General features: G+C 50.0%; 14 protein-coding genes. 7 read left to right on the forward strand and 7 right to left on the reverse strand.

Features of this window, described 5'->3' with window-relative positions; genetic code table 11:
* Positions 1-117 precede the first annotated feature (117 nt).
* The 5 genes from yedE to F459_RS0100525 all read left to right on the forward strand — a co-directional run bounded on the left by yedE (position 118) and on the right by F459_RS0100525 (position 3,889).
* Positions 118-1,230 carry a YedE family putative selenium transporter gene (gene yedE / locus F459_RS0100505; RefSeq protein WP_020610782.1) on the forward strand — a complete coding sequence of 371 codons (1,113 nt, stop codon included), beginning with the start codon at positions 118-120 and terminating at the stop codon, positions 1,228-1,230.
* 1 nt (position 1,231) lies between these two features.
* On the forward strand, positions 1,232-1,450 hold the full coding sequence (locus F459_RS0100510) for a sulfurtransferase TusA family protein (protein WP_013256098.1): 219 nt from the start codon (positions 1,232-1,234) through the stop codon (positions 1,448-1,450).
* Positions 1,450-2,652, forward strand: a complete 1,203-nt coding sequence (locus F459_RS0100515) for an aminotransferase class V-fold PLP-dependent enzyme (protein WP_020610783.1) — start codon at positions 1,450-1,452, stop codon at positions 2,650-2,652. Before F459_RS0100510 ends, F459_RS0100515 begins: the two co-directional genes overlap by 1 nt.
* Positions 2,652-2,885, forward strand: coding sequence for a DUF3343 domain-containing protein (locus F459_RS0100520; protein WP_013256096.1), 234 nt, complete (start codon positions 2,652-2,654; stop codon positions 2,883-2,885). The genes F459_RS0100515 and F459_RS0100520 overlap by 1 nt, the downstream gene beginning before the upstream one ends.
* Positions 2,886-2,953: 68 nt before the next feature.
* Positions 2,954-3,889: a RibD family protein gene (locus F459_RS0100525; RefSeq protein WP_020610784.1), complete on the forward strand. Its 936-nt coding sequence runs from the start codon at positions 2,954-2,956 to the stop codon at positions 3,887-3,889.
* A gap of 33 nt (positions 3,890-3,922) precedes the next feature.
* Here the strand turns inward: F459_RS0100525 and F459_RS0100530 are convergent, their stop codons facing one another.
* The 5 genes from F459_RS0100530 to F459_RS0100550 all read right to left on the reverse strand — a co-directional run bounded on the left by F459_RS0100530 (position 3,923) and on the right by F459_RS0100550 (position 8,708).
* Entirely contained in the window at positions 3,923-4,393 is a 471-nt protein-coding gene (locus tag F459_RS0100530; protein WP_020610785.1) for an SRPBCC family protein, read from the reverse strand.
* 70 nt (positions 4,394-4,463) lie between these two features.
* The gene (locus F459_RS0100535) at positions 4,464-5,447 is read right to left on the reverse strand and encodes a sugar-binding transcriptional regulator (RefSeq protein ID WP_020610786.1); all 984 of its coding nucleotides are present in this window, start codon (positions 5,445-5,447) and stop codon (positions 4,464-4,466) included.
* 117 nt (positions 5,448-5,564) lie between these two features.
* Positions 5,565-5,849: a DUF1667 domain-containing protein gene (locus tag F459_RS0100540; protein WP_245540036.1), complete on the reverse strand. Its 285-nt coding sequence runs from the start codon at positions 5,847-5,849 to the stop codon at positions 5,565-5,567.
* A 92-nt stretch (positions 5,850-5,941) separates the two neighbouring features.
* Positions 5,942-7,219, reverse strand: coding sequence for an NAD(P)/FAD-dependent oxidoreductase (locus F459_RS0100545; RefSeq protein WP_020610788.1), 1,278 nt, complete (start codon positions 7,217-7,219; stop codon positions 5,942-5,944).
* Complete coding sequence (locus F459_RS0100550; RefSeq protein WP_020610789.1) at positions 7,197-8,708, reverse strand: NAD(P)/FAD-dependent oxidoreductase; 1,512 nt, start codon at positions 8,706-8,708, stop codon at positions 7,197-7,199. Before F459_RS0100550 ends, F459_RS0100545 begins: the two co-directional genes overlap by 23 nt.
* 460 nt (positions 8,709-9,168) lie before the next feature.
* Between F459_RS0100550 and F459_RS0100555 the strand changes: the two genes are divergently transcribed.
* On the forward strand, positions 9,169-9,921 hold the full coding sequence (locus tag F459_RS0100555) for an MIP/aquaporin family protein (protein WP_020610790.1): 753 nt from the start codon (positions 9,169-9,171) through the stop codon (positions 9,919-9,921).
* Positions 9,922-9,945: 24 nt separating this feature from the next.
* A complete protein-coding gene (glpK, locus tag F459_RS0100560; protein WP_020610791.1) occupies positions 9,946-11,448 on the forward strand; it encodes a glycerol kinase GlpK in 1,503 nt (500 codons plus the stop codon).
* Positions 11,449-11,512: 64 nt separating this feature from the next.
* Here the strand turns inward: glpK and F459_RS0100565 are convergent, their stop codons facing one another.
* Together F459_RS0100565 and F459_RS0100570 are read right to left on the reverse strand one after the other, a co-directional pair.
* Positions 11,513-13,411: a PAS domain-containing hybrid sensor histidine kinase/response regulator gene (locus F459_RS0100565; RefSeq protein WP_020610792.1), complete on the reverse strand. Its 1,899-nt coding sequence runs from the start codon at positions 13,409-13,411 to the stop codon at positions 11,513-11,515.
* Between the two features lie 40 nt (positions 13,412-13,451).
* Positions 13,452-15,623, reverse strand: a complete 2,172-nt coding sequence (locus F459_RS0100570; RefSeq protein ID WP_020610793.1) for a PAS domain S-box protein — start codon at positions 15,621-15,623, stop codon at positions 13,452-13,454.
* Between the last annotated feature and the right edge of the window lie 181 nt (positions 15,624-15,804).

Here is a 15,804-nt window from a genome sequence, read left to right on the forward strand (position 1 = left end):
TTGTTAATGAAAGGATCAGCGATTTCCCTGCATCCCCCATTACGTTATTAATTGTACAATGGCTGTTTGTATGGTATGGTGTGGTAAAACCGAACATTACACATAAGGTAGGAATCTATGAGAGGAGAAAAGACAACACTCTTTTTCGCATCCCGGACCGGTATTATCGTTACCGGAGCTCTTATCGGTATCATTGCGGCTCTGCTTCAGTTTCTTGGAAATCCGCCGAATATGGGCATTTGCGTCGCCTGTTTTGAGCGTGATATCGCCGGTGCCCTCGGGCTTCATCGTGCAGCCGTCGTCCAGTATCTTCGGCCCGAGATCATGGGCTTTGTTCTTGGTTCCATGGTGGCCGCGCTTTTGTTTGGAGAATTCCGTTCAAGAAGCGGTTCGGCACCGGTGATTCGCTTTTTTCTGGGTGTTTTTGCAATGATTGGCGCCCTTGTTTTCCTTGGCTGTCCCTGGCGTGCTTTGCTGCGACTGGCAGCGGGAGATTTGAATGCTGTTACCGGTATTGCCGGACTTACCGTGGGTATTGCCATTGGAGTGGCTTTCCTGAAGCGGGGGTATAGTCTTGGTCGTTCCCACAAAAGCGGGGCAGTGGTGGGGTGGGTCTTTCCCGCCTTTATGGTCTTTCTGCTGATTCTGCGCATTGCTGCGCCGAAATTGGGCGGGGGGGCCGTCTTTTTCAGTGAGAAGGGGCCTGGATCGATGTTTGCTCCCCTGTTTATCAGCCTTGCTGCAGGCTTGTTGATTGGTTTTCTGGCACAGCGAACGCGTTTCTGCACCATGGGTTCTATCAGGGATCTTATCATCATGGGGGACAGTCACCTGATCAGCGGGGTTGCAGCCCTTGTTGTTGCCGCCTTTCTCATGAATCTCGTTCTTGGACAATTTCATCCGGGGCTTGTCGGCATGCCGGTTGCCCATAGTAGTCATCTCTGGAATTTCCTGGGCATGGTGCTTGCCGGCCTTGCCTTTGCCCTTGCCGGCGGTTGCCCGGGACGACAGCTTTTTCTTTCGGGAGAGGGCGACGGAGATGCTTCTCTCTTTGTTTTGGGGATGATAACAGGGGCTGCTTTCAGCCATAATTTCTCTCTGGCGGGATCTCCCGACTCTATGGCGGACGGGGTCTTGAAGGTGGGAGGAATCGGCCCTGCGGGTGTGATTGCCGTCTTTATCGGATTGATCTTCTGTTTGTTCGTCGGTTTTCGTATGAGGGAGGAATAGTATGGAGTTTGAAAAACTGGATGCACGGGGATTAAGCTGTCCCCAACCCGTTATCCTGGTGCGAAAGGCCATCCAGGCGGGGCGTCTTCCGGCTGAGGTGATGGTCGAGACGGTTACCAGCCGGGAGAATGTAAAGCGTATGGCAACGAAAATGGGTTGCTCGGTTGAGGTCGAAGCGGTAGGTGACGAATTCCGGATGATTATATCTCGAAAAGCTTGATGGACCCTCTCTATCTTGATAACGGTGCAACAAGCTGGCCGAAACCGCCGGAGGTCGCCCGAGCCATGGCCGACTTCCTCTCCGACGTAGGTGCCAGTCCGGGGCGAGCCGGACACCGTCTTGCCTTGGAGGCGGGACGAATCGTCTACGACACCCGGGAGGCCCTTGCCGAGTTCTTTGGCCTTAAGGATCCCATGCGGGTGGTTTTTACGTCCAATGTTACCGAAGCCCTTAATCTGGTACTCCGGGGATTGCTTATCCCCGGAGACCGGGTGATTGTCAGCTCCATGGAGCACAATGCTGTGATGCGGCCCTTACGTTTTCTCGAGCAGCAGGGCGTTATCGTCGAAACCCTCCCCTGCGACGCGGAAGGACGCACCGATTCTCGGGAGCTGGAGCTTGCCCTGGAGAAGCCTGCCAAGCTTGTTGTTGTGAACCACGCCTCGAACGTTACCGGCACGGTACAGCCTGTAGGCCGCTTCGGTGCCGTCGTCCGGCAGAGAAGAAAGGCTCTTGGTATGCAATACCCCCTGTTTCTTGTCGATACGGCCCAGAGTGCCGGTAGCATACCCATCGATATGGAACACGATGGGGTGGATATCCTTGCTTTTACGGGACATAAAGGGCTCCTTGGCCCTACCGGCACCGGCGGGGCCTTGTTCGGACCGTACGTACCGGTGGATACCATCAATCCTTTGATACGGGGAGGCACCGGCAGCCGTTCCGAGCGTGAGACGCAACCGGAATTCCTTCCCGATCGTTTTGAAAGCGGTACGATGAACAGCGTCGGCCTTGCAGGGCTGCTTGCAGCCCTTACATGGATACGCGGTCGGGGGGTAGTTGAACTCCAGCGCCGGGAAGCGGCTCTCACTATGCGTTTGTACGAGGCTCTTGCTGAGATGAAGGGGATTCGGCTGTATGGGCCCGATCGAAGGCCCGGTTTCCCCTTGCCGGAAGCAGGATGCTGTACCGGTATACTCTCTTTTAACATCGATGGAATGCCCTGTTCCGAGGCTGGGATGCGGCTGGACGAAGAATACGGAATTCTCTGTCGGGTCGGACTCCATTGCGCCCCGAGTGCCCATCGAAGCATCGGAACCTTTCCTGAAGGGACCATCCGGTTCGGTGTGGGGCCTTTTACCAATGATGGAGATATCGATCGTGCCGTGGATGCCGTTTCTCGGCTTTCGGGAGAGGTGTAGTGAACGAAGAGTACGCAGTGGTGCTTGTCCACTCAACCAGCCATGCCATTCGTGGAGAGAGGCTGCTTAGTGGAGCAGGGGTTCCCTGCCGCCTGATACCGGTCCCCAGATATCTCAGTTCCGATTGTGGCAGTTGCATCAGAATCAAGAGCGGCGATAGCGAACGGGCGGAAAGCCTGCTTCGGGATGGCGGCGTCGGCGTTGAGGCGGTAAAACCCTACGGTCCCCTTTGACAGATTCCCCTATGCAGCATACACTCTTGATGGGACTGGTATATACATCTGTACAATAGGGGGGACCGATGGAAGAGGAACGCTTTCCAGTCGACCGGCTTCGATTGTCGAGAATCTATACGGGAAGGGAGTGGGAAAGCCTTCCCGAAACACTTCTTTCCTGTCCAAAGGTGGAAGAAATTTACGGCCCTCTCAAATTTCCTGCCGTTCACGCCGACCGCTGCTACACCTTTGGCTCTTTCGTTATGTCGATCGACGGTCGTATTGCATTTCCCGCCTCACCCGACGGAACCTTGATTGCCAAAAGCAATAGAATCGACCCCGACGGCGGTCTCTGCGATTACTGGATTCTCAACCTCCTGCGGGCTGCAAGCGATGCGGTGATCATGGGTAGTTTGACCATCAAGCGGGAACCGCGTTTGACCGGAAGGATCTTTGATCCCGCCCTGCTTGAGCAACGTTGTGCGGAACGGAGAATGCCGGTTCCTCTTCATGTCATACTTTCACGCAGCGGTGAGAACCTGCCGCTTGATCATAGAATTTATGCAGATGACACTATCCCTGTTGTGACGGTTCTCTCTCCTTCCGGGGGCGCAGCCCTCAAAAAGAGAGCCCCTGATCGGTTTATTCCCTTTTCAGGTGATCGGGAAGAGCTTTCGCACTATCTTGGCGGTGAAAAAGAGGGTCTCTGGCACCGCTCCCTCCTGCTTTCCGCGGGAGAAGGAGACCAACTCCTTTCTTCGGAGGTGGTACGCCTCCTTGCCGGAGCGGGGATCCGGAGGGCCCTTGTGGAGAGCCCCACGTTTCTTGCCTCGCTGCTGGCTTCCGGAGATCTTGATGAGCTCTTTCTCAATACCTCCGGCATCTTTGTCGGAGGAAAGGCATTAACCATCGGCGAACAGCTATGTTCGTTTACACCGGAAAGCCATCCTCATGCAAGGGTCTTGACCATGCATGCCCACAGTGATGCCTTTTTCTATACGCGCTATCGTTTTTCCGACTGATTTGAGTGACTTCCCGGCTAAAGGCTTGCTCTTTTATTGTCCGGCGGAACGTCTCTCGGCTTCCTGCTTGACGTTCGCCATCATGCCCTCGACAACGCTTTCAATTTCGTTTCCGATGGGGAAATGGAAGAGTTCGTTAAAGAGCAGATGTGTTGTCCCGTCTTCATTTTCGGAGAGGTTGTGCACGCCGGTATAGTCCTTCCCCTCTCCATTTATCCCGATATAGGCAAGTTGTTTCGGCTTCTCGTAGTAGATGAACTCTTCATCCACATACCAGGCCTCTCCGGTGGAAGGATCGAAAAGATCCCAGTGACTTTTCATACCGAGACCCTGTTTTATGTCCGATGTTATGGTGACCTTGCGAACATTCTCCTCGAGCTGTTCAAAGAGTTTGATGTCCTCAATGACTTCGAAAACCGTAAGCATCGGGGCAGAAATATCTGCCGTCTTTGTAACAAGGCGATCGGTCGGATGTTTTTTGGCCGGAGCCGCCGGATATCCCATGGCCTACCTCTTAGATGTAAGTTGATTGGTCTATGACCATGAACATCATATCAGGCTCTGTTCTGTTTATCTATAGATCGTCCAGGCTGTGACCCATCCGCTGCCATAAGAGATGAGCGGTCGGCTCGTCCACAATAAGCTCTTTCACATATCCAGCCCGAAGTGCTGCGTGCAGACCATGGATTTTGGCCCGTCCTGACACCACGCAAATGGCGCGAGGGGCCTTTTTGTAGAGTTCAAGGGATGGGCCGCTTGCCCGTTGGTTGATGGGGATGTCTTTGTAGGTACCATCTTCACGGAAGAAAACCGTTGCAAGGTCTCCCACAACCCCCTGTTCTTCCAGGGACTGGATGTCTTCCGGTTCGAGATAACCGCTGGAGTAGATGTGACTGGGAACTCCGGCATCCACGGCCCCTACACTGTAGAGGAGTATATCGGCATTGTTCTGTGTTTCAATGATTTTCTTGATGCTTCGTTCCCTGAAAAGGGCTTCCTTCGTTTCTCTGTAGTCGAAAAATGTGGGAACGGGAAAAAGAAGGTAACTCGCTTCGTAGTTTTCGGAAAATTTTTGAAGAATGTTTGCGGCATAGCGGTTGTCGGGGGTATAGGTATTACCCGAACCGTTCATCTGAACGATGGTAATGCCCGGCATTCGCTTGGGAATAAGATGTACCGCGATTTCGCTGATGGTGGTTCCCCAGGCGACGGCGAGGGTACAGCCCGGTTCGAGGATTTCATTCAGATAGTTGGCCGCATATTGCGCCACATACTCAAGCCAGACCATCTCGCCAAGCAGCTTGGGAACGGGAACGATGTGGACATTTTCAAGCCCGAAGTGATCTTTAATACTCTGTTCGAGAGGAAGCAGCTTGTTTTCCACATTTACAATGCGAATTTCAACCATGCCGCTTTGACGGGCATGGCTGAGCAACCGCGATACCTTCGGCCGGGAAAAATTCATTTCCTTGGCAATAGCCTCGGTGGTCAGGCCGTGATAATAGTATAATGTAGCTACCTGTAAGGCTTCCTGATAAATGCTTTCCTGGGATCTCATATTATCTCCGCAGTTTGACAGGGTCCAATTCCGAAGCTTTGCAAAGTACATATGGAGGATAGGTCCTGTACTCCCGACTTTAAAAAGGCCAAGCTTTCGTTTCTCGTACTTCCCCGCCTATGTATTACTCGCTACCTCCCCGCTGGCGACAAGATCTATACCCAGCCCCTTCCAGTTCGACAGCACAATGTCGCCTACATGCACCGGAGCATCAAGTTCAATGGTCCTGCTCACCGCTGCAAGTTCGAGAAGCATGCCTTTGGGAATTGCCTGTGGAGTCCAAACAGGTGCAAGGGGCCTTACACCATTACGAACCCTGACCGATGTGGGGAGAATCCTCCGAGGGTCTTCAATCTCCTGTTTGACATATTCCGGGCCCAGTTTACAATTATTTCCCTCCATTTTCAATATTTCGTGCTTATCATTTAGAACTGTATGGATCTCACATCCCCGGGGACACCGGAGACATATATCGGTTCTCTGTTCAATATTACTCATGATATCACCGCCGTTAGTTCACCTGATTTTATCTCTTCCAAACGTGCCAACTCTTTTTCCTTCAGCTTATGAAACATCATCTCCGCAGGGCGGGCATATTGCTCCTTGAAGGAGACTACCGTTTCGTCTCCATATTTGAGTTCGACCGTCACCCTATGTTCTATGAGGGCATTCGGCCGCAGGGTTATCGATGTCCCCGTCTCATCGTCTTTAGTGATCATGATTTTTTGCGGGACAACACTGCCGACATTGCGTCCCGGCTTCAGCCTGATTCCCAGTTGCGAATCAATCCGTTCATTCCGTGCATAACGGGCCGCATTGAGACCCGCCAACTCACCCGCCTGACTTACATAATCGACCAGGTCGTAGACAAAGGTGACATTCCCTGCGGCAAAGATACCGGGAATAGTAGTCATCATATAACTGTCGACGATCGGGCCGTTTGTTCTTCGATCAAGTTTGACACCAGCCTTTCTCGATATCTCGTTTTCCGGGATCAAGCCCACGGATAGTACAAGGGTATCGCATTCTATGATTTCTTCACTTCCTTCGATTGGGTTGTACTGCTCATCTACTTGAACCGTTTCAATTGCCTCTACACGGTCGGCTCCCATGATCTTGTTGACCGTGGTGGAGAGGTGAAGGGGAATACCATAATCCTGGAGGCACTGCACATAGTTTCGGCGCAGGCCGGTAAGAAAGGGCTGCAGCTCCAGCACGCTGAGAACCTTCGCTCCCTCGATGGTGAATCTTCGGGCCATGATCATTCCGATATCGCCGGAACCGAGAATGACGATACGTTTTCCCGGCATGTATCCTTCGATGTTGACCAGCCTTTGGGCTGTTCCCGCGGTATAGATTCCCGCTGCCCGTGTCCCCGGCAGGCGTATCTGCGACCTTGTTCGTTCCCGGCATCCCATTGCCAGGACGATGGCTTTTGACTGCAGATGGAGATAGCCCATTGCCGAATTCATGGCATAGACCTCTTTCTCGGCACTGATCTCCAGAACCATTGTATCGAGCAAGATTTCTATGTCGTAAGAACGAAGTTTCTTCTCGTACATATAGGCATATTGGGGACCGGGATAATCTCTGTCGAAATTAACGGCCCCGAAACCGTTATGGATGCATTGAGGAAGGATCCCTCCGAGGCTGTCGTTTCGCTCGATGATGAGAACCTTTCCTTTCCCCTCTTCATAGGCTTTGATGGCGGCAGCCATTCCCGCCGGCCCCCCGCCTATCACAATTACATCATACTGCTTTGTTGTTTCCATCGGTACCTCCGGCTTCCACTATCTCTTTTGTTTTGCGGAAAAGAAAAACCGATCCGGGTCCTCTTTTCGTAATTTCCGTCATCGGTATATTGAGCTCCCGGGAAAGAATTTCCATGGTTCTCGGGTAATCAAAACTCCCCTGACAGCGTCCGGTTCCGAGCCATGTCCTCCGTTTTATGGCATCGTAGGTCATCGCAGGAATCGGCGCATGAATTGCCGCAACGATTTCTCCTTCGGTCACCTCTTCGCAGCGACAGACGATACGACCGTATGCCGGATTCTTCCTAATAAGCTCCGCACGTTCGTCATGGCTTAGTTTGGCAAACCTGACGCGGGGCTGACGGGTCGGCTGGTACTCTTCTTTATCCTCGAAGGTTTCTCCCGCCTCTTCCCGAAGGAGCCGCTCGACCTCTTCGGCAATTGCCGGTGAGGAGACATAACCCGGTGATTCGATTCCAGCAAGGTTTATGAGTCCTTTGACCCGTTTTGAGATTTCGATAAGAAAGTCACGGTGTGAACCATCGGGACAGTAGTTTCCGGTTGCCCGTACACCTGAAAAGGTGGCAATGACATCCTGAGCGCTGATTGTGGGCACTACCTTTTTTGATTGTTCGAGAATCTCGCTTAATCCGAATTTAGTGACTGCAGTATCCTCTTTTTGTTCGATGGCGTGAGCATTGGGGCCTATGAGGGTATTCCCGTGTGCCGTCACCGAAACAAGAATTCCCTTTCCATTTTCCGTCGGCATGGGAAAAATAACGTTGGACACTTTGACCTTTGCCTTGTCGAAGATCATATATTCTCCGCGCCTGGCCCTTATGACAAAGTCGGGACGATCTCCCACCATATGCATGATCTCATCGCTGTGAATTCCTGCGGCATTGACGAACCAGCGGGCATGAAAATCACCCCTGTTCGTTTTGACGGTCGTTAATTTCCCCTCTTCCACCACCATATGTTGCACCTCGGTGTTGAAGAAGAATTGCACACCATTCAACGCTGCGTGTTCCGCCGCCGCAACCACGCCTTCGAAGGGGTCGATGACGCCGGCTGTTGGTGTCCATAATGCCCCTGTACATTCGGGTGAAAGATGGGGTTCTCTGGCAAGGGTCTGCGCACGGCTCCACATCTCCACCCCCTCGATGCCATTTTCGTTCGAACGCTCGTATAACACCTTAATCTGTTTTTTTTCTTCGGGATTCATGGCCACGACCAACGCGCCGGTATCGCAGATTTCGACACCAAGTTCGGGAGCATACTGTTTCCACAACTCGTTGCCGCGTTTGTTCATTTTGGCTTTCATCGTCCCCGGTTCTGGATCGTGGCCGGAGTGGAGAATTGCGCTGTTTGCCGTACTCTGCCCCATTCCTACATCTACCTCTTTTTCCAATACCGCAACCGATAGCTTAAACTTCGATAAGCGTTGGGCCACCATTGAACCGACAATACCGGCTCCGATGATAACCACATCAAAATTCTTGGTCTCCATGAGTTTTATCGTTCCTCCCGTTTTTATTTGTGTTGTGGGATTTCCCGGACCCTTTTTTAGGGTAGAGCGCTAGTGAACAAATGTCAACTAAAAAATAACATTAGTTCAATTTGGCTCGTCGTAACGTCAGGCGGACAATGATGAAGTCGTTTCAGAGGAAGCTTTTTCACTACCTCTCGCACTGTCGCTGATTTCTGTATCGGAAAACCGCATAGTGCCTTCCGGACCTCCCTGAAAAATTTTCGTTGACAAATGAAATGGCCGGGTTTAGCATCTTTTATAGCGATGCATATCAAATGTTCTTTTTTCAGGCACGTTTGTTCAACTTCTTTAGTCAGTCTTCCTTCCTAACTACATATTGGCTGCATTGCAAGTGCGGTATAGCGGGTTTTCAGCTGAGGCGGGTTTCTCTTCCCGGATGTTATCCGGGTATAGATAAAAACTTTTTAGGAGGTGGGTAATGGCATTTACCCCGATGCAACAGTACTTTGCGGAGTTTATCGGAACAATGGTGCTGATCCTCTTGGGAGATGGCGTCTGTGCGAACGTGAGCCTCGCAAAGAACAAAGGAAATTCCAGTGGGTGGATCGTTATCGCTACCGGATGGGGCCTTGCAGTGGCCTTTGCTGCGTACATTACTGGGTGGGTTTCCGGTGCGCACATCAACCCCGCAGTCACGATCGCTTTTGCAGCAATCGGTGTGTTCCCTTGGGCAATGGTTCCGGGCTTTATTATTGCTCAGATGCTGGGAGCCTTCGTCGGTGCCGTTCTTGTTTACATTGCGTACAAGGATCATTTTGATGCTACCGATGATGCCGCTGCTAAGTTAGGGACTTTTGCTACGGGACCGGCAGTCAGAAATCTTGGTAGAAACACTGTCACGGAAATTGTTGGCACAGCAATACTGGTTTTAGGGCTCCTCGGGATCAGCCATACAATGGGTGGCTCCGGGACAGTGAATGCTGGAATGTCTTCTTTTGTTGCTGGTTTCCTGATTTTTTCGATTGGTCTTTCTCTGGGTGGACCTACCGGTTATGCTATTAACCCCGCCAGGGACCTCGGCCCACGTATCGCCCATGCTGTACTCCCTATTAAGGGAAAGGGATCAAGTGACTGGTCTTATGGTTTGACTGTTCCTATTATCGGCCCCATCATTGGAGGTATTCTTGGTGGCCTTCTTTGGGTAGTGTTTCTCAATGTAACAGGAATCTAAAAAGAAAAGCAGGAGGCAGTTTGTATGGCGAAAAAATATGTGATGGCGTTTGATGCAGGTACGACGAGCAACCGGGCGATACTTTTTGATCACGAGGGTCAAATCGTCAGCGTCGCTCAGCAGGAGTTTCCGCAGATCTTCCCGAAACCGGGTTGGGTGGAACACAATCCGATGGAGATCTGGGGTACCCAGAGTGGTGTTGCCCGGGCCGTGCTCAATAAAGCCGGTATCCAGCCAGATGAGGTTGCCGCGATCGGTATCACCAATCAACGTGAGACCGCCATTGTCTGGGAAAAGAAGACAGGCAAACCGATCATGAACGGCATCGTTTGGCAGGACCGCCGAACTGCCGGTATCTGCGATAAAATGAAGGCCGCCGGACTTTCCAACTATGTTAAGGATACCACGGGACTTGTTATCGATGCATACTTTTCAGGAACGAAGGTAAAGTGGATGCTCGATAATGTTCCCGGTGCACGTGAAAAGGCGGACAACGGCGAACTTCTTTTCGGCACAGTTGATACATGGATCATCTGGAACCTTACCGGTGGAGAGGCCCATGTGACCGATTACTCCAATGCCTCCCGAACGCTGATGTTCAATATCAAAAAACTTGAGTGGGATGAAAGGATGTTGAAAGAGCTTGGGGTGCCTCGCTCAATGCTCCCTGAAGTTCGCCCTTCCAGTGAGGTTTATGGTTATACTGCCGAAAAAACCTTCGGTGGAGCAAAGATCCCCGTTGCTGCTGCCATTGGTGATCAGCAGGGTGCTCTTTTCGGGCAGGCCTGTTTTGAGAAAGGTATGGCAAAGAACACCTATGGTACCGGGAGTTTCGTTTTAATGAATACCGGAACGACACCTATGGCTTCCAATACCGGTCTGGCGACAACAATCGCATGGGGATTAAACGGCAAGGTAGACTATGCACTCGAAGGCTCAATTTTCGTAACTGGCGCAGCCGTACAGTGGCTCCGTGACGAATTGAAGATTGTCTCCGATGCGGCTGATACCAACTACTTTGCTCAAAAAGTGAAAGATACAAATGGTGTCTACATGGTTCCTGCGTTTGTCGGACTTGGGGCTCCCTATTGGGATCAGTATGCCCGTGGCGCGATCGTCGGTCTGACAAGGGGTGCAAACAGGGATCATATTGTCCGTGCGACTCTTGAATCGATTGCCTATCAGACACGAGACGTCGTCGAGTGTCTTGAAAAGGACTCCGGCATCGAGACCAAAGAACTTAAGGTCGACGGCGGTGCGAGCATGAATAACTTCCTCATGCAGTTTCAGGCCGACATCCTCAATGTCCCTGTTCTCAGGCCGAAGATCGTGGAAACGACCGCGCGCGGGTCTGCGTTCCTTGCCGGTCTTGCAGTAGGTTTCTGGAAAGATCAGAAGGATCTTCAGAATGCATTTGAACTGGATCGAAGATTTGATCCTGCTCTTGGTGAGGCAGATCGGAATCGGCTCTATAAGGGCTGGCAGAAGGCTGTGGAAAAAGCAAAAAAGTGGGAAGACGAAGCGTAAAACACTTCGTGTATCGAAGCTTTCGTGTAAAAGGTGTCTCTTCGGCTTTGCCGGAGAGCACCTTTTATTTCAGCATTGTTTCCATGACATGAAACAATTGGTGGGTATCCACCGGTTTTGCAAGAAAACCTTTCATTCCGACACTTTTACACTTCGTTTTATATTCATCACTGTCATATGCTGTTACGGCAACGATGGGAATTTCGGCTGTTTCCTTATTCATGCCGATATTTTTGGCAGCCTCGATTCCGTCCATCACCGGCATACTGAGATCCATCAGAATAAGATCAGGTTTATGCTGTATTGCCTGGGTGACGGCTTCCTTTCCATTATTCGCCTCGATCACGATGTGGCCGGCTTTTTTCAATAGAACGGAGAGGAAAAGCCTGTTGATCATTTCATCTTCCGCAATCAAAATCCTTCGGCCTTCCATGGCATGCTCTGGTTCCTCGGTTTCGCTTTCCTGACGGATGATCTGGAGCCCTTCGCTCCAGGGCAACTTTACGGTTACTTTGGTTCCCACCCCGTATTCCGATTCCAGCTCGATGGTTCCGCCGAGACTATCGACTTCTTCTTTTACGATGGAGAGGCCGATGCCGATGCCTCCGTAGGTTCTTGTTATCGGCTGTTCACACTGATAGAAACGTTCAAATACCTTATCCTGCTCTTCTTTTGGAATTCCTATACCTTGATCGTTGAGGACTATCACCATCTGTTTTTTTTGTGCGGATACCTTGCACAAAATTTCTCCGCCTTCGCTGAACTTCGATGCGTTGGAAAGCAGCTGATTGAGAATATGACTGACGGCGTCACCGTCACCCATAAGGCGTTTTAGCCGTTCATCCACTACTACCTTGTACTGAAGTCTTTCGTTACGTCCATCCGATTCATACATGCTGACAAGACTTCGAACCAAATGATCTATATTAAAGTGGCGTTGGGTGTCGTCGTTTTTTCGGCGCTCTATCGAGCTGAGGGTAAGCAGCGATTCGATGATGTCCAAAAGCTTTTCACCGGAATGACGAATCATCTCTAAATATTCCAGCTCGATCGGGTCCTTCACCCTATTTTGCAACAGCGAGACAAAACCAAGAATACCGTTGAGCGGGGTTCTCAGCTCATGGCTAACATTTGCCATAAGCATCGATTTTTTATTGTTTAACTCTTTTTCTCTCGATATGTCGACCTCAAGGGCCTGCTGCATTTCTCTTTGAGTGGTAATGTCCTTGAAGACGCAATAGCTGGTCATGCCTGTTTGTTCATGCGGAAATCTGATGCACCCTTCCATTGCGATGCGTAAAAAGGTTCTGTCTTTTGTTCTTATTTCATATTCGGTTGTTCGTTCATCATATTCTGAATCAGCGGCGATGAACTGGCTGCGAAAGCGTTCGATGTGCTCTTCCTTTAGAAAGCTTCCGAACCATCTGCCGATTACCTCTTCTTTTGTATAGCCGAGGGTCTTTTCCCAGGCAGGATTTACATCGATAATATTCCCCTCCTGGTCAAGGGCCTGATATGGATTGGGAGATTTGTCGTAAAGCATCAGGTATTTTTGGTATTGTTCTTCCAGCTCTTCTCCTTTCCTTCTTATCTCGGTTTGATCATAGGCGAATTCCATTGCCCCGGTGATTTTTCCTGCCGGGGTTTTTAATGGGAAGGCAACCACCTCCCAGATACCGTTGGCTCCATGATCTAAGATTGCTTTCTCTATTTTTCCTGTTTTCAGGCTCTTTTGCACAGGGCATGTGGGGCAAATTTCCGATTGCCCTCTCCACAGGTTAAAGCAAAAAAACTTCTCCCCTTCGAAGGCCCCAAAGGAAAGATTTTTACGTGCTGCCTTATTGGCCCAGACAATATGTTGATCGGTATCTAAATAACAACAGATCTCAGGTAAATTCTCAAGAACAAAATTTTGGATCTCTTTCGGAATAAAACGATTGAAAATATCATCATTATTATTCATACCGAAATAGTAATCGATTTATATCATCATTTCAAACAATTTATTGACTGCTGCCAAGTACCTGTCGGGGAATAGTTATCAGAAATTTGGTCCATGGCTCCCTTCGTAGTTCTACCTCTCCTCCCAGTTGTTCGGTCAGGCTACGGATTAACTGTAATCCGAGTGTTTGGCTGTTATCAAAGTCGATCTCTTTGGGGAAAGATCGTCCGCTGTTTGAAAGAATCAGCAGAAAATCATCCGAGGCTTCAAGCCTTTTCAGCACGACGGAGAACTCAGCTTTTTCTGAAGGGATGAAACCGTGTTTGACGGCATTTGTGGCTACTTCGTTAATGATAAGCCCTATGGCTACTCCGGTCTTTGCCGGAATGAGAAGTTCAGGGACATCGATGTGCAATGCCACTTCCATATTTGCAGCCGTCAAAAAGAGCGGGGTGAGGAGGTCCGTTATATACTCTTTTAGCTTAATATTGAGCGTACTGTTGGAACGGCTCAATTTATCGTGAATGGTCCGGATCGCTTCAAGCTGGGAACGGATATCCGAAAGATCGCTGTTGGGTCCCATGGAGAACTCTTTAAGGCTGATGAGGGAAGAGACCATTGCAAGATTGTTCTTGATTCGGTGGTTCATCTCCCTCATGAGTGCGTCTTTCTCATCCAGGGCCTTTCGCAGTTTTTCTTCTACTTGTTTTCGTTCGGTTATATCGGTATGTACGGCAACAAGCCTGAGGGCTTTGCCGCTCTTATCCCGTTCCACGGCTTTGCCTTTTGAGAGTATCCACCGCAGGGTTCCGTCCTTGCTTACTATCCTTTGTTCAAGCCGGAAGGTATCACTTTTATTATCAATGCAATCGCGGTGTGCCTGAATTGCTGCGGGCCGGTCTTCAGGGTGGAGCATATTTGTCCATGAGGCAATGGTTCGCGGCAGGGTTCCGGGCTTATAGCCTACTATTGCTTCGCAAGCGGGACTGAAGTACACCTCGTTGGAGGAAAGGGTCCAGTCCCATAAGCCATCGTTTGATGCTTCCATTGCATAGCTAAACCGTTCTTCACTCTTTCGCAGGGCGATTTCTGCGTTTTTATGTTGGGTGATATCGTAGGCAAAGAGCTGAACGAGTCGCTGTTTTCCCGCTTCGTACGGGGTTGGTTGAAAGATATTCGTGTAATGTCGTTCATCTCCTTCCGAACACTTCACGGTGTCGGTATATTCCATCTTTTTATTTGCTTGTAAGCAGTTGCGAATACGATCAAGCAATACCCCGGAAAAGCCGGGAAAAAGTGAAGTAATGGCCTTGCCTGCAAGATGTTCTTTCGTTGCTCCCACATCTTCCGCCGCCGCCTGATTCAGATCGACGATAACCCCGTTGCTGTCGAAGATAATAATAGGGTGAATGGCCCCTTCAAAAAGCGATCGGTACTCTCGCTCTTTTGCCGAGAGCCGCTCTCGCGCAAGCTGGTACTCAGTCACATCTCTTCCATTGATAATAGAAAATTGATATTGCCCGTTATGATAGAATAGTGCTACATTATCCTCGATCCATGCATATGAACCATCTGGCTTGATGATCCTGTAGCGATGTCGTAGGCGCTTGCTTCCGTTTGCGATTGCGGCTGCGATATTGTTTTTTACTCTCGGCAGATCGTCAGGATGAACGCGTTTGAACAGATCGTCTAGGGATATCTCGCGATCGTCCAGTGATGTACATCCCAGCATGTGTAAATAGGCCGGAGATACAAAATTTGTTTTATGATTTTCGATAACGGCAATACCATCGCTGCTGTTGTCTGCTACCCAACGATAAAGGCGTTCTTTTTTTACGAGCTCTTTTTGGGTTCGGAAGAAGTCGTACGCCATGTTCAGGACCTTGATAAGAACATATTCACCGGATGCTTTGAGAATGTAGCCATAACTTGGTATATCACGTATCAGGTCAAGGGCTTCTTTGTCTCGCCTGTCTGTTAGAAAAAGGATAGGCAGTTCCCTGAGCGCAAGAATCTGACGGGCTGTCTCTGCCCCATTCATCGATCTATCGATATCAATCTCCGTTAAGACGATCTCTATTTCTTCATGGGCGCTGATTATGGTAACGGCTTGCCGGCCTGTTTGTGCTGTGGTAACCCTATGGCCGTGCCGCTGAAGGAGTTCTTTTCCGGTCGATGCGATAATTCCATCGCTATCCACCAGAAGAATATTCCGAGGCTCCTTGTTTCCCACTGGCCTCTGTTCCTCCTGGATATAAAAAATATCTAAACTATCTATTATAATAGTACCTTGCAAAGTGAAAAGCAAGAAAAGTGTGCATTTCCTTGTTTACGACCGCACAGGAAAAAAATGCAACAAGAAGTAAAATAAAAACAAATTTCTCCTTGTTGTTGCAGTGAAATGAATATTCAGG

Source organism: Sediminispirochaeta bajacaliforniensis DSM 16054, assembly GCF_000378205.1.
Taxonomy (GTDB): Bacteria; Spirochaetota; Spirochaetia; order DSM-16054; family Sediminispirochaetaceae; genus Sediminispirochaeta; species Sediminispirochaeta bajacaliforniensis.